This is a genomic window from Agarilytica rhodophyticola (genome assembly GCF_002157225.2).
In the GTDB taxonomy this organism is placed as follows: domain Bacteria; phylum Pseudomonadota; class Gammaproteobacteria; order Pseudomonadales; family Cellvibrionaceae; genus Agarilytica; species Agarilytica rhodophyticola.
This window is the reverse complement of sequence record NZ_CP020038.1, coordinates 3776085-3796540: the sequence shown is the minus strand read 5'-3', so window position 1 is coordinate 3796540 and position 20456 is coordinate 3776085. Positions and strand designations below refer to the sequence as shown.

General features: G+C 42.1%; 20 protein-coding genes. 15 read left to right on the top strand and 5 right to left on the bottom strand.

What is annotated here, in order from left to right; all coding sequences use genetic code 11:
• The first annotated feature begins 78 nt into the window (after window positions 1-78).
• The 15 genes from BVC89_RS15810 to BVC89_RS15740 all read left to right on the top strand — a co-directional run bounded on the left by BVC89_RS15810 (window position 79) and on the right by BVC89_RS15740 (window position 13813).
• A complete protein-coding gene (locus BVC89_RS15810) occupies window positions 79-276 on the top strand; it encodes a CbtB domain-containing protein (RefSeq protein ID WP_086932126.1) in 198 nt (65 codons plus the stop codon).
• 72 nt (window positions 277-348) lie between these two features.
• Window positions 349-1071: a CbtA family protein gene (locus tag BVC89_RS15805; protein WP_086932125.1), complete on the top strand. Its 723-nt coding sequence runs from the start codon at window positions 349-351 to the stop codon at window positions 1069-1071.
• Window positions 1064-2893 carry an AAA family ATPase gene (locus BVC89_RS15800; RefSeq protein ID WP_086932124.1) on the top strand — a complete coding sequence of 610 codons (1830 nt, stop codon included), beginning with the start codon at window positions 1064-1066 and terminating at the stop codon, window positions 2891-2893. The genes BVC89_RS15805 and BVC89_RS15800 overlap by 8 nt, the downstream gene beginning before the upstream one ends.
• Window positions 2894-3030: 137 nt before the next feature.
• On the top strand, window positions 3031-3624 hold the full coding sequence (gene cobO, locus BVC89_RS15795) for a cob(I)yrinic acid a,c-diamide adenosyltransferase (protein ID WP_086932123.1): 594 nt from the start codon (window positions 3031-3033) through the stop codon (window positions 3622-3624).
• Window positions 3624-5030: a cobyrinic acid a,c-diamide synthase CobB gene (locus BVC89_RS15790; RefSeq protein WP_245929097.1), complete on the top strand. Its 1407-nt coding sequence runs from the start codon at window positions 3624-3626 to the stop codon at window positions 5028-5030. Before cobO ends, BVC89_RS15790 begins: the two co-directional genes overlap by 1 nt.
• Window positions 5020-5718 (top strand): urease accessory protein UreH domain-containing protein, encoded by a 699-nt coding sequence (locus BVC89_RS15785; RefSeq protein ID WP_086932122.1) that lies wholly within the window; start codon window positions 5020-5022, stop codon window positions 5716-5718. Before BVC89_RS15790 ends, BVC89_RS15785 begins: the two co-directional genes overlap by 11 nt.
• A gap of 34 nt (window positions 5719-5752) precedes the next feature.
• Complete coding sequence (locus BVC89_RS15780) at window positions 5753-6847, top strand: cobalt-precorrin-5B (C(1))-methyltransferase (RefSeq protein ID WP_086932121.1); 1095 nt, start codon at window positions 5753-5755, stop codon at window positions 6845-6847.
• Window positions 6844-7611 carry a precorrin-6A/cobalt-precorrin-6A reductase gene (locus BVC89_RS15775; protein WP_086932120.1) on the top strand — a complete coding sequence of 256 codons (768 nt, stop codon included), beginning with the start codon at window positions 6844-6846 and terminating at the stop codon, window positions 7609-7611. The genes BVC89_RS15780 and BVC89_RS15775 overlap by 4 nt, the downstream gene beginning before the upstream one ends.
• Window positions 7612-7673: 62 nt before the next feature.
• Window positions 7674-8315 carry a precorrin-8X methylmutase gene (locus tag BVC89_RS15770; RefSeq protein WP_086932119.1) on the top strand — a complete coding sequence of 214 codons (642 nt, stop codon included), beginning with the start codon at window positions 7674-7676 and terminating at the stop codon, window positions 8313-8315.
• 48 nt (window positions 8316-8363) lie between these two features.
• Complete coding sequence (gene cbiE, locus BVC89_RS15765) at window positions 8364-9707, top strand: precorrin-6y C5,15-methyltransferase (decarboxylating) subunit CbiE (RefSeq protein WP_086932118.1); 1344 nt, start codon at window positions 8364-8366, stop codon at window positions 9705-9707.
• Window positions 9704-10480: a precorrin-2 C(20)-methyltransferase gene (gene cobI / locus BVC89_RS15760; RefSeq protein WP_086932117.1), complete on the top strand. Its 777-nt coding sequence runs from the start codon at window positions 9704-9706 to the stop codon at window positions 10478-10480. The genes cbiE and cobI overlap by 4 nt, the downstream gene beginning before the upstream one ends.
• Window positions 10477-11280 carry a cobalt-precorrin 5A hydrolase gene (locus BVC89_RS15755; RefSeq protein WP_086932116.1) on the top strand — a complete coding sequence of 268 codons (804 nt, stop codon included), beginning with the start codon at window positions 10477-10479 and terminating at the stop codon, window positions 11278-11280. Before cobI ends, BVC89_RS15755 begins: the two co-directional genes overlap by 4 nt.
• Window positions 11281-11282: 2 nt before the next feature.
• Window positions 11283-12077, top strand: a complete 795-nt coding sequence (gene cobJ / locus BVC89_RS15750) for a precorrin-3B C(17)-methyltransferase (RefSeq protein WP_086932115.1) — start codon at window positions 11283-11285, stop codon at window positions 12075-12077.
• Window positions 12078-12138: 61 nt separating this feature from the next.
• The gene (gene cobM / locus BVC89_RS15745) at window positions 12139-12966 is read left to right on the top strand and encodes a precorrin-4 C(11)-methyltransferase (RefSeq protein ID WP_086932114.1); all 828 of its coding nucleotides are present in this window, start codon (window positions 12139-12141) and stop codon (window positions 12964-12966) included.
• Between the two features lies 1 nt (window position 12967).
• Window positions 12968-13813 carry a DMT family transporter gene (locus BVC89_RS15740; protein ID WP_086932113.1) on the top strand — a complete coding sequence of 282 codons (846 nt, stop codon included), beginning with the start codon at window positions 12968-12970 and terminating at the stop codon, window positions 13811-13813.
• Here BVC89_RS15740 and BVC89_RS15735 read toward each other — a convergent pair.
• From BVC89_RS15735 to BVC89_RS15715, 5 genes are all read right to left on the bottom strand, one after another.
• Window positions 13800-16856, bottom strand: coding sequence for a hypothetical protein (locus BVC89_RS15735; protein WP_086932112.1), 3057 nt, complete (start codon window positions 16854-16856; stop codon window positions 13800-13802). The genes BVC89_RS15740 and BVC89_RS15735 overlap by 14 nt on opposite strands.
• 443 nt (window positions 16857-17299) lie before the next feature.
• On the bottom strand, window positions 17300-18595 hold the full coding sequence (locus BVC89_RS15730) for an MSMEG_0569 family flavin-dependent oxidoreductase (protein WP_086932111.1): 1296 nt from the start codon (window positions 18593-18595) through the stop codon (window positions 17300-17302).
• An 11-nt stretch (window positions 18596-18606) separates the two neighbouring features.
• A complete protein-coding gene (locus BVC89_RS15725; protein WP_086932110.1) occupies window positions 18607-18894 on the bottom strand; it encodes an MSMEG_0570 family nitrogen starvation response protein in 288 nt (95 codons plus the stop codon).
• A complete protein-coding gene (locus tag BVC89_RS15720; RefSeq protein WP_086932109.1) occupies window positions 18875-19909 on the bottom strand; it encodes a sll0787 family AIR synthase-like protein in 1035 nt (344 codons plus the stop codon). The genes BVC89_RS15725 and BVC89_RS15720 overlap by 20 nt, the downstream gene beginning before the upstream one ends.
• Window positions 19906-20445 carry an MSMEG_0567/Sll0786 family nitrogen starvation N-acetyltransferase gene (locus BVC89_RS15715; RefSeq protein WP_086932108.1) on the bottom strand — a complete coding sequence of 180 codons (540 nt, stop codon included), beginning with the start codon at window positions 20443-20445 and terminating at the stop codon, window positions 19906-19908. The genes BVC89_RS15720 and BVC89_RS15715 overlap by 4 nt, the downstream gene beginning before the upstream one ends.
• Window positions 20446-20456 lie beyond the last annotated feature (11 nt).

Sequence of the window (20456 nt, the reverse complement as noted above, 5' to 3'; positions counted from 1 at the left end):
TCCAATAGTGTATATTTTCAACTGACAAAACCTATACACGTCTTGCGAGAGTGAAGGGATAGAAAGGGCAATAACCAAATGTCGACTCCATTACCATCTCAAATCACTGCCACTGAAGAAGCTGTGGTTCAACCCCGTGTTTCTTTTCTGTTTCAGAATATCGCCGCACTAATATTGGGAACTGTGGTTTTGTTTGCCGTTGGCTTTTTGCCTATGGAAGCTGCTCACAATGCAGCCCATGATACTCGTCACGCTCTGGCTTTTCCCTGCCATTAAATTTGCCTTCCATCATTCATCTTCCGTACTTAGATAGGTCGATGATGTTTATATACTGGGTGCTGCCACATTATGTTGTTTCGTCGAATCATTGTTAACGCCTTACTGGTAGGTATTGTGGCTGGGTTTATTTTAAGCCTTGCGCAAATATTTATTGTTAACCCGATAATTTTTGCAGCGGAAACCTTTGAAATCTCAGCGGGGCATGATCACGCTAGTCATGACCATAGTGCTCAGGCTTGGGCTCCAGAAGATGGCAATGAGAGAACCTTCTACACTGTCATTTCTAATATGTTTGCAGGTATTGGCTTTGCTACTTTACTGTTGGCGATTATGTGTCAACTTAAGCTGCAAAATATTATCAAGCTGGGTAATAGCCGCGGGCTACTCTGGGGTGTGGCAGGTTTTGTTACTTTCTTTGTTGCGCCTGGACTGGGGTTGCCTCCTGAAATACCCGGTGTGCAGGCTGCTGCTATTGAAGCGCGACAGCTGTGGTGGCTGTTTGCGGTTTCCGGGGTTGGTGTCGGTATGCTGGTTGTTGCCTTCGCCCCGATGAAAATTAAGGCGATTGGCATTGTCCTGATCGCTCTGCCTTATGTGGTTAGTATTCCTCACCACAGCGGGCCGACTTTCGCTCATCCAGACCCTACAGCAGTCGCCGCGTTAACAGACCTCCATCAGCAGTTTTTCTTTGCTAGTGGAGTCAGTAATTTTTTATTTTGGTTGGTACTAGGTGCGTTCTGTGCCTGGACGCTAAACCGCCATGTACTGAAAGGCTTTAAGGCCAATGACTGAACATTATGGTCAAATTACTGCAAAGGAAAATAGTGAGCAAGGCGCAAAACGCGATAAACCCAGTTTCCCTTTTACTGCGGTAGTCGCTCAGCACTCTTATAAATTAGCCTTGTGCTTAGTGGCGATAAATCCAGCCATTGGTGGTGTTTTGGTCTATGGCCCCAGAGGTACAGCTAAATCTACCTTGGCAAGAGGCTTGGCTGGCGTGTTGTGTAACACCTCATTAATTTCTCAGCCGTTTGTGACACTGCCGTTGGGGGCAACGGAAGAAATGCTGGTCGGCACACTTAACTTGCAGCAAGTCTTGCAGGATAAAAATGTCACGTTTCAAAAGGGCTTGTTGGCCAAGGCTGACGGTGGCCTTTTGTATGTGGATGAAGTTAACTTGTTACCTGATCAGCTCGTGGATCTATTGTTGGATGTGGCCAGTAGCGGCGTCAATATTGTTGAGCGAGATGGCATCAGCCACCGTCATAGTGCGCAGTTTATTTTATTGGGTACTATGAATCCTGATGAGGGAGAACTGCGTCCACAACTGCAGGATCGCTTTGGTTTGGGTGTGGCGTTAGATGATCGTTACAACATCGACCAACGGGTAGAGATTGTCAACCTGCGCGAGCAATTTGATGCTGATCCGCACACTTTCATACAACAATATGCAGACCAACAACAGTCACTGGCACAAGATATTGTCAACGCACGTGACTTATTAGGCAAAGTAATCTGTCCTCAGGAACTGCGTCGTATCATCGCTCAGCGTTGTCAAGCCGCCAATGTAGATGGTATGCGTGGTGATATTGTATGGCTGCGCGCCGCTATGGCTCATGCGGCATTCGCTGGACGCCTGGTGGTATCTCATGATGATATTGCGGCGGTGGAAGACCTGGTGTTGAATCATCGTCGTCAAACGAAAGATGAAGATTCTTCTCCTCGTCCACCTTTCTCAAGACCGCCTTCAGCTAATCCCCGGGCCGAATCTACTAAAGAGCCTGGCGATGAAAAAAATCCAAGTAGAGGGCAACAATACTCTGTCGGATCTGAAGACAGGCATGATAACGAGAGTGATTGGGGCGCCTTACCTCCTCAGCAACAAAAAACAGCTGCATCTATACCTATGAACCTGGATATTTCAGCCGACAGACTTCCAATAAGAACTGCTATGGCTGTTAGTGACAGGCAGGCTCGTTATCGCCTGTCAGGCAATACATACAGCCGTTTATTTTCCTCACATCGTGATAAAAAAGTAGGCAGCGGCTTAGGTAAAAAAGTTAACTGGTTTACTAGTTTGCTCGCCAGTGCGGGCCGTTGGCCCCTTAAACAACTGCATTTTAAAAGCCGCCACAAAGGGCAAGATACAATCCATTTAATTTTATTGGATACCTCAGCCTCGACTCTTGAAAAATCTTTGTTTAGTCAGGCTAAGGCAGTCATTGTCGATATCGCTAAACATGCCTACTGGGCTCGCGAGCAGTTGGCTATACTGGGCTTTGGCAATCAACAAGTAGAAGTGTTATTAAGCAAACAAAAAGCCCCTAAAGCGCTGTCACACCTACTGGATACTATACCGGCAACGGGGGGGACGCCTTTACGTTTAGCACTACAGCGCGCGCAACAATTTCAGCAGCAACAACTTAGGCAAATGCCCAAGGTGCATTTACGAACATATATTATAACCGATGGCAAAACTACTCAGCGCTTTGATGATATTCCATTAATGGGAGATATAGTGCTCATTGATATCGAACAATCTGCTGTGAAAAGAGGTAGAGGGGAGAGGATTGCCGATGTTTTAAATGCAAGGTATTTACCTCTTATAAATTAGTATCAATAGGGCCTGGGGCCTGAATATTAATACAAGTATTCTTTAGTCGTGCAGTAACTTATCTAATACAAATTTAATACGACGTAATCTGATAAAAACTGTTGTTCATTTAAAACACCCTTTTTCAGACATAACCTATGACCGATAACACTCATAAAAAACAAATGGCAAGTAAGAAGGCCGTTATTGATGCACGCATCGCCAAGGCGACAGAAGAGAGAGGTGTGTTAATTTTATTAAAAGGTAATGGTAAGGGTAAAAGTAGCTCGGCCTTTGGCACGATGGCTCGGACTCTAGGCCATGGTAAAAAATGCGCTGTGATTCAGTTTATCAAAGGGCGAGTGGAAACCGGTGAATACAAATTCTTTAAAGATCATCCACTAGTAGACTGGCATATTATGGGACACGGTTTTACGTGGGAGACGCAAGACAAACAACAGGATATCGCTGCAGCACAAAAAGCTTGGCAGCTAGCCGAACAACTGCTGCAAGACGATAGCTACGCGATGCTGGTGTTTGATGAAATGAGTTATATGTTCAAGTACGACTACCTGCAAGTCGCGCCTGTGGTTAAGGCTATTACTGCGCGCCCAAAGCATCAACACGTGATAATCACCGGTCGTACCATGGCCCTGCCTCTACAGGAGATCGCCGATACTATTTCTGTAGTGAATGATGAAAAGCATGCTTTTCGCCTGGGGGTAAAAGCACAAGCTGGGATCGAGTTTTGATGAGCAAACCTACTTTATCCGATACTATGTCTCGCCGACGTGCCCTATGTCCAGCTTTGTTTCTTTCTGCGCCAGCTTCTGGTCAAGGTAAAACGACTATTTCAGCGGGTATTGCTCGTTTACTAAAACGGCAGGGTAAGGTCGTACGGGTATTTAAAACCGGCCCAGATTACCTCGACCCGCAAATATTGGCGCAAGCATCTGACCAGCAAGTAGAGCCCTTGGATATGTGGATGGCTGGTCAAGACTGGTGTCGACACAAACTCTATCAAGCGGCGCAAGAGGCGGATCTTATTCTTATCGAGGGAGCTATGGGGATGTTTGATGGTGAACCATCCAGTGCTGATTTAGCTGCCTATTTTAAGATCCCCATTGTTATTATCATGGATGTTAAAGGTATGGCACAAACGGCCGCGGCCATTGCTCACGGTTTAGCGAGCTTTCGCGATGACTGTCATGTTTATGGCTTAATCGCTAATAAATGTGGCAGTGAACGGCATCGGCAACTTATTGAAGATGCATTGCCAGAGTCCTTACCTTTGTTGGCCGCGCTTGAACGCGGGGAGAATATAGCCTTACCTGAACGCCATTTAGGCTTGGTGCAAGCCTGTGAAGTGCAAGATCAACTGGAAAGCCGTTTTGAGGCCGCCGCCGATTTACTTGCCAAAGCGGAGCTAGATAAGGCCCTTGCTAACTTGCCCCAATGTGAATTCTACGAACAAGATTTACCGCCCATAGCCCCCCTTTTAACAGGGCTTAAAATTGGTATCGCAAGAGATGCTGCTTTTAGCTTTATTTACCAAGCTAATGTGCAACTACTAGAAGATATGGGAGCGCAATTGCGATTTTTCTCGCCACTACAAGATAGTGACCTTCCCGCAGTGGATGCTCTCTGGTTGCCTGGTGGTTACCCTGAGCTACATGCTGCTCAGCTGGCTAATAATCATAATTTGATTACACAGATAAAAGCTTTTTTTATCGCAGGAAAAGCTATTTTGGCCGAGTGTGGAGGCTTTTTATATTGCTTGCAAAGCCTGACGGATTTAGACCAGATCGAGCATCCTATGCTAGGTTTAATGGCGGGCCATGGCGTCATGCGAGGTAAGCGTGGATGCCAGGGTATGCAAACGGCTTTGCTACCAGAAGGTGAAGTGCGCGGCCATGCCCATCATCGCTCGCGCAGCTGCGATACCCCTGAGCCCATAGCCTACGGCAAACGTCAACGCCATCCAGCGCCAGGAGAGGCGATTTATCGTCAAGGTTCGCTAATCGCCAGTTATTTACATTTGTTTTTTCCTTCTAATCCAGAAGCTGTGGCCAAAATATTTACCACAAATTCTTTCGATTGCGCCATACCAGAAGCCAAAGAAAAAACCACAGAAAAAGGTATTAACAGTGCTTATTGAGATTTTTCCACTTCTTGCTATAGGCTTTGGTTTAGGTTTTATTCATGCGCTAGATGCCGATCATGTCATGGCTGTATCTGTGTTAAGTAACCAGCAACCGGGCTTTCGAAAAACCTTGCTGTACAGTGCCCATTGGGCGCTGGGTCATGGTGCCATTTTATTATTGTTCGGCATCCTTGTATTTGCCTTTGGTACCGCCATACCTGAGTCTTTACAATGGTTCGCCGAGGCCAGTGTCGGCGTATTATTGATTGCCTTGGGGCTCGGTTGCTTTTGGCAGTTTCGCAAGGAAAGCATTACCCTGCACACCCATAAGCATGGCGACATAGAGCATACTCACTGGCATCAACCTGAGCATATTCACAATACCCGTGACAACGGTAAACAGCCGGTACAGGATCTGCACAAGCCGATAATGATCGGTGTTATGCATGGTATGGCGGGCAGTGCACCGGCACTGGCTTTGGTGCCTGCCGTGACGCAGGGAAAAGTCGCAGTAGCTTTATTTTATCTAGGACTGTTTTCCGCCGGCGTAATGTTATCCATGGTAATCTTTGGCTTGGGGTTTGCCTATTCACAACAACTTTTGAAGCAGCGCTATGAGCATCTATTTTATTGGAGTCGCCGACTACTGGCCGCGACTTCTATTGCCCTTGGAAGCTTTTGGTTAAGTCAAACCTTATCATAAATGAAATGCCAACAGGCCTTAGAGACCAAGGTAGATGTGGAAAGAAAGTGATGAGCACGCTCGTCCTTTAAAAACAGGGTTAACCACAGGCGCATGTGCCACTGCATGCGTCGTTGCCTGTGTAGAAAAAATATTTACCAATAAAAACGCTCGTATAGTCAGTGTAACCCTTCCTAAAGGTAAGGTAGTTGAGCTAACGATTATTGAATGCCAGCAGTTATCTGATCATGTGCGCGCAGCCACAATCAAAGATGCTGGCGATGATCCCGATGTGACACATGGTGCAAAAGTATTTGCTCAAGTGTATTTGTCTAAGCAAACTGGCGTCGAGTTTAAGGCGGCTCAAGGGGTGGGCACCGTTACTCGCAAAGGTCTGTCTGTGGCAGTAGGTGAGCCTGCAATTAACCCCGTACCGCGTCAAATGATCTGTCAGCATTTAGCGGATTATGCCCAGCGCTACGGTTATGTTGGTGGTTTTAAGGTATCCGTCGGTATTGAAAATGGTGAACGTATCGCGCCAAAAACCATGAATCCTCGTTTAGGTATTGTTGGTGGCCTTTCGATTTTAGGAACCACCGGTATTGTTAGGCCGTTTTCCTGTGCTGCTTGGGTGGCATCTATTCACCAGGGTATAGATGTGGCATTAGCCAATGGTATTACTCATATTGCAGCCTCAACAGGCAACACGAGTGAAGCTGCGATAAGACAGCATTACCACTTGCCTGATATAGCATTGATTGAAATGGGAGATTTTGCCGGAGCAGTACTTAAACATTTGAAAAAAGCCCCTATCGACAAGCTAAGTATTTGTGGAGGTTTTGGTAAAATAACAAAACTAGCCAATGGCCACCTTGACTTAAATAGTCGTGCGTCAGCGATTGATTTTAAACATATGGCATCTGTTGCTAAGCGCTTGGGTGCCAATCAATCCTTACAACATAATATTATTCAAGCGAATACCAGCATGGAAGTGTTAGAGCTTTGTAGCAGTATAGATTTAGCCAATGCTATATGTGACCAAGCGTTACGTAAAACACAGAGCATTGTGCCTGAGTCTGTGGCCGTAGAAATCTGGGCGATCAATAGGCGAGGGGAGTTTGTCGGACATGCAAGCGAAATAACATCATGATAATAAGTGAGTGCACTGAGCCTCATATATTAATCTTAGGTGGCACTGCCGATGGCCGCAAAATTGCTGAGCGTTTGTTTAAAAAAGATATCAAAGTGACTTATAGCGTGGCAGGGCTTGTGCGTACGCCAAACGTCCCATGTGATGTTGTCAGCGGAGGCTTTCGTCAATTTGGCGGTTTGGATCGTTACATTATTGAAAATAAGATGAGTGCCGTATTGGATGTTACCCATCCTTATGCAAAAAAAATAAGTTGCAAGGCCATTGAGGCCGCTCACAGTTGTGGTATTCCTTGCTGGCGTTTCCAGCGACCTCCCTGGCACGCAGAGGCCGATGACAATTGGTTTTATTATGAAAGCTGGTCGCAATTGTTACCACACCTAGACAATAAAAAATCTATATTTATGACGGTTGGACAATTGCAACAAGATGTATTAAATCGCATTGCTAGCAACTCTCAATGTAAAGTTTACTTGCGAACGGCGGCAGTACCTAAAGTAGAGCTGCCTAGCAATGTTAATTGGATTAAAGCCATTGGCCCGTTTGATATCGCTAGTGAAAACTCATTTATGATACGCCACCAAATCGATGTGCTGGTGAGTAAAAATAGCGGCGGTGAATCCACCATTGCAAAATTATACGCTGCACGAGATTTAAAGATTCCAGTATTTATGTTGACACGTCCGCACATTCCTCCGGCGGATAAAGTCTTTAACAGCTTGGAACAGTGTGAATATTTTTTGTTTGAAAAGCATAAGGTTTAACACAAGTTATGAAGCAGTTTCTAAGTTGAAAATGAGTAGCATATACCTAGGTAATACGATAAATGTCTTTTGAGTACGAAAAAAACCCTCAAAAAATTGAGCAAAAAAGCTTTGAAATTATTCGACAATTGAGCCAATTAGATAATTTTAATCAGCAACAGCAGCAAGTGGTGATGCGTGTTGTACATAGCTTAGGTATGCCTCAGGTGGCGAGCCAAGTTAAATTTAGCGAACGCGCTTGTACACAGGGTATGGGGGCACTTGCTAAAAATTGCAATATTATTTGTGATGTCGAGATGGTCAAGCAGGGTATTACTAAGCGTATGATAGAAAAAGAACCTATGTGTTTTTTAAATCATAGTGATACACGTGTAATCGCGAAAACTCATGGTGAAACCCGTTCGATGGCTGCCGTTCAATTATGGCGTGAACACCTAGCAGGGAGTGTCATTATTATTGGTAATGCACCTACAGCCTTGTTTCGCTTATTGGAAATATTGGCGGCCACTGAAGTGCGTCCAGCTTTGGTAATAGCGATGCCAGTGGGCTTTGTCGGTGCTGCAGAATCAAAACAGGCTCTTTGGGATACCCATAAAAATCTCGGCTTAGAATGTATTACTCTGCTAGGCAGAGAGGGTGGAAGCGCGGTATCCGCAGCGAGTTGTAATGCTTTATTGCGCTGTAATCGCAACGAATATTATTAGAAATGCTCATTAAAATACACTTATAAATAAAACGATAGACGATTAGCCATGTCCGATAATTCCATTCACCACAATACAGGGGCGATTCATGTTATTGGTTTGGGGGTTAGTGAATATGCCCAATTAAATCATGATGCTATTCGTGCACTTAAAACATCCCATTGGATTTTCGGCTCTGAGCGTCAATTGCATATTATTCGCAAGATTTTTGATAATACTGACACTCCAAACGAAAGTAATGATGAATTACTCCCCAAACAAGTAGTGTTGCCCAAGTTATCAGAGCTAAGAGTTTTTATTGATCAAAACTCGGATAAAATAATTAGTGTATTGGCTTCGGGCGATCCGTTGTACTATGGTATTGGCCGTTGGATAAATCAGCATTATAACCATCAACAGCAACCCAAATCGCCGTTGCCTTGTTATTTCTATCCTGCTGTATCCAGTATTCAAGTGGCCTGTCATCGTTTAGGCTTGTCTTTGCAAGATATAGAGGTGATTAGCTTGCATGGGCGCCCCATCGAGAAGTTACGACGGGTACTAACCAATAATACAGATATTCTCGTGTTAACCGATAAATACAGTCACCCTCAAGCATTGGCAGAAGAGTGCGCAAGAGCGCAGCTTGAAAATTCTCTGTTAACTGTGTGTGAAGATCTTGGCTATAAAGGAGAAAAAATTTCTCAGTACACCGTACGTGAATTACTAGACAAAAACCCCTTTAGTTTTTCCACTTTACATATTACGCTTATACAAACAGCAGGCTTTGGCTGCGTTATCCCTGAATTTCCAGGTATTCCCGACCATCATTACATAACAGGTGAAATACCCGGCAAAGGAATGATTACCAAGCGTGAGGTAAGACTATCCATTTTATCATTAATGCAAACTGCAGCAACGGATGTTATTTGGGATATTGGTGCTGGTTGTGGTGGTCTTGCAGTAGAGCTTGCTTACTGGAATGATCGTGCGAATATTTATGCGATCGAGTGCCATGATCAACGGTTTCGTTATCTCAGTGCCAATCAGCGGCGTTTTGGTGTTGTCAATAATCTGCATCTTGTACATGATCGCGCGCCAGAGTGTTTAATGGAATTACCCAAGCCCAACAAAATCTTTATCGGAGGTAGCGATGGGAAATTGCATGATTTACTTAAATACGCTTGGTCAGTATTGCCTAATGGTGGCATATTAATGGCAACTTCAGTTATTCAAGAGAGCCGCGAGATATTATTAAGTTTTGCAAAAAAGCTTCAACCTTCGCAAGTTGAAAGTGTTGAAATTAGTGTTAAACGCGCTTATCTACAAAAAAAAGATGATGAAAAAGATATGCATTATACCCATAAGCTTCCAGTAGAAATTTTTAAGTTTGTTAAAGGTGAATTGATATGAGCGCTCAATTCGTTGGTGTTGGTGTCGGCCCTGGAGACCCTGAGTTAGTTACATTAAAAGCGGCAAATATTATCAAAAGTGCCGATATTATTAGTTTCATTGCCAATGAAGAAGGACAGTCGCAAGCTAAAAGTATCGCCCGAGATATTTTGGCTGAGCGAAGCACACAAGCACAAGAAATTCCTGTCATTATGCCCATGTGCGAAGATAGAAAAATCGCCAATCGAGTTTATGATAAAGCGGCAAAAAATATTAAGGCGTCTATCGAGCAAGGTAAACAGGTGGTGTTTTTATGTGAAGGCGACCCTCTATTTTTTGCTTCGTTTGCGTACTTATTAACGCGCTTACAGGATCACTGTCAGTGTCAAGTTATACCGGGAATCTCATCTGTACATGCTGCATCAGCGGCACTACAACTGCCTTTAACCTTATTAAAAGAATCTTTTGCTATCGCCAGCGGTCGTCACTCAGAACAGCAGCTAGTCACCATACTTGAGCAAAACGATAGTGTTGTCATTATGAAAGCAGGGCGTAGTCGTACAAAAATTTTGGCGGCCCTTAGGCACAGCCAGCGTCTTGAAGATGCGAGCTACCTGGAGTACATCGGTAGAGAAAATGAATATATACAGCAAGATGTAAAACAATTGCTCCATCAAGAGGGGCCGTATTTTTCACTATTTGTTGTGACAAGAAATGCTCATATAAGAGATCTTGTTGTGGACAATACTTCAGCTGGAAGTGCCAACCCGCCTAATTTGAGTATTGGCTCATGAGTGCACACATAAAGTCCATGCGAATTATTTCACTTACTTCAAATGGTTTGCAGTTAGCACAAAAGCTACAGGAAAAGCACCCTGAAGCTACTTTGTCGCACAAACCTGAATCCTTTAAAAATACTGTCCAGAAAGCATTTTTAGAAGAAGATGCACTTATTTTTATATGCGCTACTGGAATTGTTATACGAACACTGGCTCCCATACTGAAAGATAAATATCGAGACCCCGCTGTATTAGTACTGGATGAAAGAGGCGAGTTTGTTATTCCTCTGCTCTCTGGACACGAAGGTGGTGCAAACCAACTGGCTGCACAGCTGGCAAAAAGTATTGATGCTAAATTGGTGATAACTACGGCGAATCAGTATGTTGAGCCTATTTATACGGTAGGTATGGGTTGCGAACGAGATTGTCCTGAAGCAGAACTAAAACAGTTACTCGAGGATTGTTTAGCAAAAGTAGAATTAGGTATACATCAGATACATAGTATTAGTAGTATCGATATTAAAGCAGACGAAAGAGGTTTACTTGCTTTGGCTGAATCGTATAACAAACCCTACCATACTTATGGCGCGAAACAATTGGCAAGCGTTGAAGAACAGCTGAGTGTTAAATCTGACTACGTTTACAACACCGTTGGTGTATACGGTGTGGCGGAGTCTGCTGCTTTATATGATGCAAAAATAGCTGCTGATATTTGCTCGAAGAATAACGCAGCTGAATTAATATTAAATAAACAGAAAAACGCTAGAGCTACCTGTGCAATTGCCAAGGCCTATAAGGAAAACATAAAAAGGTGAAAATGAATAAGTTATTTTTGGTAAGCGCAGGCCCTGGAGCTAAAGACTTAGTAGCACCACGGGCTATAGCTGCAATAAATACATGTTCGGATCTAGTGGCCTATGGCTTATATTTAGATTTACTCGGTGACATATGTATCGGTAAAAACCATCACGATTTACCTCTCGGTGAAGAAGTAGGGCGGGCCCGTTTGGCTTTAGATTTAGCCGCGAGTGGAAAAAATACAGCGTTAATCTCTAGCGGCGATATTGGTATTTACGCGATGGCAAGCTTAGTATTTGAGTTACTTGATCAACAAGGGGGAAACCAACACGCAACTGAGCCGCACGAAAGTCAATCACAATGGCAAGATGTTGAGATCGAAGTGATACCTGGTATCTCCGCAATGCAAGCAGGGGCAAGCCGTATAGGTGCAATCTTGGGTCATGATTTTTGCACAATATCGTTATCTGACTTATTAACGCCTTGGCAGACTATTGAAAAGCGTATTTATGCTTGCGCAGAAGGAGATTTTGTTGTCTCTTTTTACAATCCTCGTTCGCGAAAACGAGATTGGCAAATTAATCGGGCACGGGATATTTTATTAAAATATCGCCCAGCGCAAACACCTGTACTATTGGGCCGTCAGTTAACACGTGAGGATGAAAGTATTATTACTACCACACTTGAAGCTCTTGATGCTAAGGATGTAGACATGTTCACTTTAGTGACCGTTGGTAATAGTGAATCTCGCAGTATTATCCATAATAGAAGCTCGTGGATTTATACTCCTCGCGGCTATTCGAAAAAATTGTAAAGTGTTTGTTATTAAGCCATTTATTTTTGAGCTATTTGTTATTAAGTGAAGAGAATTTCTTATGACCGTCTATTTTATCGGTGCAGGCCCTGGTGACCCCGAGCTTATTACTGTCAAGGCACAAAAAATAATTAATCGTTGTCCCCTTATCTTGTATGCCGGGTCTCTTGTACCGCGTGACATCTTTCATGATATAGAACAAAGTTCAGTACAAATTATCGATACGGCGCCCATTCATCTTGATGAGATTATCGAACATATCCAGCAAGCAAATAAAAACGGGCATGATGTGGCGAGAGTCCACTCTGGAGATCCTTCATTATATGGAGCCATTGGTGAACAGATTCGTCGTTTAGAGAACTTAGGTATAAACTATGAAATTATTCCTGGTGTCACTGCCACCAGCGCTTCAGCAGCATGGTTGGGCAAGGAACTGACTCTGTCGGGAGTGTCACAAACCATTATTATGACACGCTTCGAAGGTAAAACGCCTTTTCCTGAAAAAGAACGTTTGCCCGCATTGGCGGCCAGTGGCGCGACTCTAGCGATTCATTTGGGGGTAAGCCATATCCATAAAATTGTTGAACAGTTAATTCCCTTTTACGGGACTGATTGTCCTGTAGCGGTATGTTATCGCACGAGCTGGCCTGATCAGGATAAAGTGATAGGCCGTTTAGATAATATCGTTGAGAAAGTACGAGCCAAAAAATTCACGCGTACTTCGTTAATTCTTGTTGGTCGAGTACTGGATACATCGCAATTTGATGACTCTTATCTATACAATGAAAATCAAGCTCATATTTATCGGCCGAAAGTTAAAAAAAACACAAAAAATAAAAAAGATAAAGAAATACCGGCCAGTGCTTCAGTTCATTCGAGTATAAAATAGTATGTCTATTGGCGTTACGCTTGCTGTTTTATGTGCTGCTTTGTTTCATGCCATATGGAATAGCTTAATAAAGGGAGGTAAAGATCCTTTACTGGCAAGTATGATGCTATGTAGTGTCTGGTTGGTAATTTGTCTTTTTTTAATGGTGAGCCTGCCTTTGCCAAATATTGAGAGTTGGCCCTATGCCGCAGCGGCCGTAATTATTCATAACGGTTATTTTTTTCTACTGAGTAAAAGTTATCAAATGGGCGATTTTGGTGCTGTTTATCCCATCGTCCGTGGTTTACCTCCAGTGCTGGTTGCCATAGGGGGATATCTACTTATTGATGAATCCTTAACGACATACGGTAGTCTGGGCGTAGTTTTAATCACTTTTGGAATCATAATTCTAGCGATTATGAATAAACATGGCTCTGGGCACTCATTGAAATTAGTCATTTTCGCGGTGGCGACAGCATTAATGATTGCTGCTTATACTCTTGTGGATAGCCTAGGTGCTCGTATTAGTGGACATAGCACAAGTTTTTTTGCGTGGTTCTCTTTTTTTCAAGCGATTACCTTTATCACTATTGTGGTTTTTTTGCGTAGCAAAAAGGCTTGTATTGATTATCTTGTTAGCCATTGGAAATATGGTGTTGTCGGCGGTATTTTATCATTTAGTGGTTATGCCATAGTATTGTGGGCTGTGACAAAAGCACCTATCGCATACATATCAGCTCTGCGCGAAAGTTCGGTGCTTTTTGCCAGTATTATTTCCGTGGTCTTTTTAAAAGAGTCGCTTCAAATTAGCCGTATGATTTCAGTCTTGCTAATTTTTGGCGGCATTTGCGCAATTAAGTGGGCTTAAGATTACGCTTTATACTCTCAATACGCCCTTTAATTCCTCTGTGTAATTTAACCGTTTCTCTTTCATCTTTACGGACCTTGATAACCTCTTTTCCATGAATTGCAAAAACTTGCCTTAAATCTTCTATGGCTTGCTTAAATTCCTGTGAAGATGCAATGTCATCGCTGTTAAGGTCAATAGACTGTAAAGAAAAAGCACTAAGTTTTAAGTTGTTTATTGCCCCGTGCATCTTTTCTAAGGCTTCTTCAGTGTTTTCCTTATTGTATTTTTTTATGTGATTTACTAGTTTGTTTAGATGTCTATTAGTACCACTTGACTCGTCGTTAAGCTTAACTATGGCAGTCGCTAGATCCTTAGCATGCTTTCCGGCTAACTCCGTCCAACCATCTGTAGTATCCGCATCCGTTTTTCCTTTAGCAAGTTTTTGTGCTGAGTAGAGAGTGTTATATTGCGATTGTAAATAAAAGAATGAATCGGTTCCAACCCGTTCATAAAGATTATTTCTCTGTGCGCTAGAAGCTGTTAGTCGTGCACCAGCATTATAGAGCTTAAAACCAAATCTTGCTTCTGCCTTTTGCTCACTAAGGACACGAAAGTAACTTCTATCGCCATCAAAAAATTCGCAATCAATGATTGCACTTTGTTTATAACCGGCGCTAACAGCATCAGTGAGTCCTTGGCTTAACTGAGCAAGTACAGCGTTTTTCTCTTCGTCACCGCCTGGCATGCCATGCCTAATAGTATCGATCAGGGTGTCAATTTTTTCTGCACTAATATCAATCGAGCCTTGTAGCTTAAAATTATAAAAAGTGCCATCAATCCTGAGTGGGTCGAAGTGATCTCTTCTAGAACGAGTCATTTCCACACTAAAGCCGGGAGAAAATGAAGAAACATCAATTTTGAAAGACTCGCTTTTTTCGGTATTTTTAACTTGTGTGATCACTCTCAATTTATCTAGTTGTTTTTTACTAAAACTGACACTTGGATGATCAAAGGAGTGACTTATATTATCTAATAGTTGTTTAAATTGCTTTTCCGAAGCTGCATGATCAGTGGTCTTATTGCTTATCGCAAGATCGAGGTGGTCTAAATGTTTAACTGCTTCAGCGTTAGTAGGTGTTGGCTTAGATAAATCAGACATTAGCTTATCATATACTTGAACAAGACCTGCATGTTTGGCAATAAGTTTATCAAAAGTCTGCACACGGCCTTTGGTGCCCAGCTCATCCTCAATCTTGTGTTTATTTTCATTGTTGTTCTTATTAAGATGTTTCAGTAGCTGCTTTGATACATGACCACTTGCCTCTTGTAGAGAAGAGTCTCTTTTACGAACACTACTTTCATATTTGTAGAAGGTGTCCAAATTATCAATAATTGATTTTTTCACCTGTTCTCGTAGTTGATGGCTGTTTTGATAGTCCTTTTTTTCGATTAGCTCATCAGCTTTCTGTATCAATTGATCTACATCCGCCAATTTGTAGTTGTCTAGTTTGTGCTTGAGTACTTCAGGAAACTCCATCATTGCACTAAACGGTCGTTCCGGATTCAAGTCTTTCTGCCAAGTACGCTGCCTAAAAGCAATCTCCCCGTCGCCTTTTATAAGTCGCGTAACACCGGCGCCGAGACGAGCGATGGGACTACCTTCATCAATAATTCTTGTTTTCGGTAATTTTTTTTTGGTATCTTCTTGCGCGGCCTTAATATCAACATCTTTGTCTATAACGCCAATTATTCGGAGTTCTTTAGCCAGCTGATCGGTATTATTTCTAGCTGTTTCATAGTTATTAACTAAATCTTTAAATTCCTTCATTTTTCCACTATCCATTACTCCTTGCACAGGAGCTTTAAGTATATGGCTTAAAACCTTTCCTGCTTCATCATCCACCAACTGTTCGACGGATTTAGTTACGGTACTTACTTCATGTAAACCGGATAAGCCGAGAGTTATGCTGGAAATAGGGAATGCTATGCCACCTAAGACACTCATTTTTTTTTCGTTTAGACTTTTTATCGAAAGTGAATTTCCTGTTGAATATCCTGTTTTAATCTCAAAGTCAAGATCTACTACTCCTATGCCTGCAAATGGAATTCCTACAGAAAAACTTAAAGCAGAATTATTTTGGGCACCAGGCTTGGCCAAATGTGCCATTTGCTTAACGAGTGCCTGCTTTATTGTTGTTTGGGCTTCCTCAATTAATGTTATATCAAGGTGGTTTTTAAAGCTTTGTAATGCTCTATGTAGCATGATTGGTTCGTTACCAACGGGCCCCGTTTGTAGTGTTTTTCCTATGCACTGCGATAGTGCGCGAGAAGTGTCCGCTACTGTTATGCTGTCAGAATCGAGAGACTGTTGAATGATGCGATTGATTTCTTTAGCTGTTTCACCATAGCCTGATTTAAATAACGTCTGAGCTAGCTTATTTGATACCGCGAGTATATGACTCTTATTTCTTAAGTCCAAACTCGGAATGAGAGGCTTTTTCATTACGAATTTGTTATTTAAATCATCGACCAGGAATTTAAGATCTTGTTGTACCTGTTGATCGTCCAAATTCTTATCCAGAATAAAACCGCGAACTTTCATCGCTTCCAATAGCTCAGGCGATTGTAAAAAAGTCTCTGAATAGTTACTCACGCCTATACCTGCCTGAATTAATGAGTGACTCACAATATTTTCTGGCAGTTTTAAGTCATCTTTATGCTGTGAAACAGTTGTTACAGGGATAGTATTTTTCGTTCTAATACGATGTGCAGGGCCAAAGTCTCGAGCTGGGTCACGCTCTATGTAAGGGGTGTTAAAGGCTGATGGAAGAGTTTTTCTTGCAGGATCTTTATCAATGTATTGGTGCTGATACAGGTTTTCCCGAGGCTTACTGTACTCCTGTCTTTCAAAGCTTGAAATACTCATTGATCTTGCTGGATCACTATCAATTCTACCCGCAAGTTCGGAGGCTGTTTTTGTATTGGCTTGGTTCTGATGAGCTTCGACTTGAGGAGTTGTGCCTAATTTAGGTTTTCTAAGAAAATGAAGTATAGGTTTCAATATTCAATACCGATTTAATACAAGCGTATGGTGGATATGTAGACTGTCTATATGTTCCTTTTTAGGTTGCGTACTTTTGTTAAAAGTTCACAGTTTTTATACTTTTAATAATGTTTAAATGTATGCTTTTGTAACTGGCCTCGGAAAATATTTCTATGCGTGGAATAAACTACTAATGCATGCAACGTACCTTTCGATATATTCTACCCAGTATATGCCACTCAATATACTTTGTAGCTAGAAGCCATTTTATAACTGCCGTACTTGCCGATACCGTGATAAAAGTCACCTCAAAATACTCATTTACTTCAAGTAAAATCCGGTTTTTCGGTTATTTTTTCTTTGTTTCGTCTGTATTTGCGCGCTATGAAACAGCATCTAGTCACTTACATATGTCTTATATTTAAAACTAATTATAAGGCCTATTTATACCTTAATAATATTCAAGCTGTGGTCATGCATAAATTCTCTTTTGGAGTTAAATGTAGAGCAATTTGCTGGCTGAGATATTCTGCGTCTTTACCGACGTGGAAGAAACGACCAGAGCCCCAGGTATGCATCCAATTAAGCCCAAGAAAATATATTCCATCTATGGCGGTAGTTCCTCGTTTGTGAATAGGCTGTCCTCGTTCTGAAAAAATAGGCAGTTTTACCCAATCAAATTGCATTTTAAAACCGGTTGCCCAAATAACGCTGGTTATATTGTGCTCAGACAATGACACTTCTTTGACATATTCCGGTGTGTATGAGCTGTCAATATTATCATCTTTAGGCGCATCAATATTGTTTTGTGTAATATACTGTTCAATATTGTCTCGGATTCTTTTTGCCACATTGTCCGCGTAGTCTAGGTTTTCCTGCAGATCATTTCGCAATTTTAATGTGTTATTTTCAATGTTATCCAGTAAGCCATAAAGACGCATACCTTGTTCTGCGAAAATTCGCAAATTTAAATCTCTTCCGCCATCTCTACCGGTAACGTAGTGATTGGTGGAGTGGGGTGCATTAGAGCCATCTGGATGTTGATCGATAGTGGTATTGTAGTAGCCCATTTCTTCTAGCCAAGCGACAACATCTTTACCACGATAGCGACGATTGACTCTAGGCGCAGGACCAACACACAGATGGACTTTGCGCCCGGCTAAATGTAGGTCTTCTGCTATTTGACAACCGCTTTGGCCTGTACCAATGACAAGTACTTCACCTTCAGGTAAGCAATCTGGATTCTTATAATCCTTTGAGTGAACCTGCGTAATATTTTCGTCAAGGTCTTTGGCAAAAGGTAAAATATTTATTTGATGATAACTGCCACAAGCGAGAACAACACTGTCTGCAGTGAATAATTCTCCTTTGTCGGTGACTAAGGAAAATAGTTCATCGTGCTTAACTAATTCTTTTACCGTTGTATTAAATCTAACCGGAGGTTTGTATTTATCGTAATAGCCTTTTAAGTATTCAATAATTTCATCTTTGACCATAAATCCATCAGGATCGTCGCCGTTGTAGTGATAACCCGGCAATTGGCATTGCCAGTTGGGTGTTACTAAACAAAAGGCATCCCAACGTTCATCCTGCCAGTTTTTTGCAATTTCTACATTTTTTTCCAGTAGAATATGGTCGATATTTTTCTGTTTCAGATGATAACTCATCGACATGCCTGCTTGGCCTGCACCTATAATAATCACTGAGTGATGTGTTGCGGTTTTATTAGCTGATAAAATAGAATTAACGACGCTCATGTTTTCTCCGGCTAGGAATAGTTCTTGAATGTGACATTACCTTGCACGTTCATTGTTTTTAATTGATGTATTTTTTGCTTAATTTTTGATGCTTCATCTGCAGCGGCAGAACAAGCGTAGCCATATTTCTTTTCGACGCGAATAGAAGCGTTCTCAAGAGCTGCGATTACTTTTTCAGAAAATTCTTCGATGGAGTAAGCCTGACCTTCATTTAAGTATTGGAAAATAACAGTTGAAGGTGAGTAATATCGATTCGATATTCCATCAGGCCATGCTACATTAAAGTGCACTGCTGGCATAAGAGTCTCCCATATGAGTTAAAGGGTCATTTTTTATATTCCAAAAAACTTCTGATGCTTGTTGCATGTGTAGGCTAATTTTTGCGGTGTTATTCATCTCGCCAATTGCAACACAAGTAAGTGCTGTATTTTTAAAAAATTCTAATAGCGCATGGTGTTGTTCAGGTTCCACCGCCAGTAAAAAACCATAGCTTTGAAACGCTCTTAGCCATCTAAAAATATCACCGTCGCTGGGTGTGGGAATTTTTTCGATATTAATATTGGCTCCGCAGCCGGTGAGTTCTAACATCATGATAAGTGTTCCCAACAATCCGCCGTTACTAATATCTTTCGCTGCAACAGCTAAGTTTTTTTCAGCGAGGGAAGCAGGAATATGCCATTGTTCGCGCAGCTGTTGGTTGCTTTTACCTGCTACGCATCCCCAGTAGGGTAAGTCACCATGCCAGCTACCATTAAGGTCTGTTAATAGAAATAGCTGTTGGCCTGGTTTTATGTGATGACAAGAGAGAAGGGTATGTGCGAAACCTAAAATACCAACGCCTAGGTTGGGAGATGTATTCGCAGCAATACTTGAATGTCCCCCAGCAAAATAAATTCCAAATGCATCACAGGCGCGTTTGATGTGAAAAAGTATTTCTGCACTTTTGCCATCATCGTCATGCCACAGTGCGTTAACGATAGCTGTAGGTCTTCCTCCCATTGCCGCAATATCACTAATATTTACCATTACTGAAGACCAGGCTGCTGCTCGCGGATCGCCTTGTACAAATTTTTGTAACATCCCTTCCATGGCCAAAAGTTGATAACCATTACCACTCTTTATGGCTGCACAATCATCTCCAGGCATGGCATATTTGTCGTCTTTGCTGCATTTATCATGTGATATAAAGTTTGCCGCGTGGCGGATTTTGCGTTTACTTTCAATTTCTGGCAGCCCGCGCAGCTGTTCACATAAACTCGTAAGAAAGCTATGCTCGTCATGGTACGAGCTATGGCAATGGCCGTATTTACTCATACTGTATCCCTCGACATAATGGGATATTTATCCATTTGAGCTTTCATTAGTATATGAGGATGACCGGCAATATCACAGGACTCGATAGACTGCCAATAAAGTTGTTGAAAGTATTTTTCATTTTGAACTTGAACATTTGCTAAAAAGTTTTCACAACCCTGATCTTTTGCCAGCGATACGGCTTCGTTTATTAAAGCTTTACCGATACCCAAATGTCGACGATAGGTTTGGTTAACACACAAGCGACCGCCATACCAAGTGTTGACTTCATGTTGGCTTTGAAAAATTCGTACTGCACCTACAATGTCATCACCAATACTCCAGGCGTTAGCAAGAGCGATAATCGCTATTGCGCGGAAATCTTCTGCATCCTTTTCATTGTTAGGCAGTAGCTTTTGCTCTTGGGAAAAGATTTGTTTTCGCAGCTGAAAATAGCCTTGCTTTTCCCAAGCAGACTTAGCCACTTTAATTTTTAAATGTGCCGACTTAAAAGGAGTAAAGACGTCATCGATAAGTGCATAGTTTTGGGTCGCCATACTTAAGCTCT